At 34.6% G+C, this 907-nt stretch carries 2 tRNA genes and 1 rRNA gene; all 3 read right to left on the bottom strand.

The features are described from left to right. Window positions 1–70, bottom strand: a tRNA-Asn gene (locus IEX62_RS24330). A 77-nt stretch (window positions 71–147) separates the two neighbouring features. Next, a tRNA-Tyr gene (locus IEX62_RS24325) sits at window positions 148–234 on the bottom strand. A 117-nt stretch (window positions 235–351) separates the two neighbouring features. Next, a 16S ribosomal RNA gene (locus IEX62_RS24320) occupies window positions 352–907 on the bottom strand; the annotation flags it as partial.

Here is a 907-nt window from a genome sequence, read left to right as displayed (position 1 = left end):
GCCTCTAAGATGAATCGAACATCTATCCTAATATTAACAGTATTATGCTCTACCGTTGAGCTATAGAAGCTCATTAATATTAATAATTAATATTAATATTAATATTTAATCTTTAGACTAGCAATGAAGCCCTGAAGCTCATTCCTATAGGAGAGAAAGGAATTGAACCTTCGACGACTAATTAGTCATTAAGTTTACAGCTTAACCCGTCATACCAACAAACGGAACCCTCCTTTATATATATATACTTTAAAATAAAGAATATATACATAAGGATATATTTTCCCTATAAAATGGAACGAGGCAATTTTCGCCACGAACCCAGGGGGTGTATATCCAATCGTATTGTTCAACATTGATAAGTCCCGTGCAACTTCCACTACACGAACCGTATTTCGACTTAACACTAATCAGAGCCGCGCATACGAAGGATCCTATTATAACATCTAAACCTATATGTCTACTTACTTATAACAGAAAAGCAAACTTATTGCACGCACTCCTTTCAGCATGTGACGAGTGGTTAGTACCAATCCGAGGGAATATTCACCGTGTCATGGTGATTCACGATTACTAGCAATTTCTTATTCATGCAGTCGAATTTCAGACTACAATCCTTGTATATTTTTATCCTATTTTTTGAGATTAGCTAAAATTCACATTTTTGCATCTCTTTGTTTAGGAAAATGTGGCACGTCTATAGCCCACAATATTTAGGCCATGATGACTTGTCTTGATCCCTTTTATCATTTCCTATATAAAGGTGAACTGCTTTATAATATTTACAAATAAAGCAAGGGTTTACGTTAATTCCATGGAACGAACCACAGTTTCGCAACATCAACTGAAGACAGCCGTGCAACACTTGTATTAATAATTAAATATAGTTGGAATATGGTATTTACTA

The organism is Paenibacillus hunanensis (genome assembly GCF_014645615.1).
Taxonomy (GTDB): Bacteria; Bacillota; Bacilli; order Paenibacillales; family Paenibacillaceae; genus Saccharibacillus; species Saccharibacillus hunanensis.
Note: the sequence above shows the minus strand (reverse complement) of the source record. Positions and strands in the feature narration are given on the sequence as shown.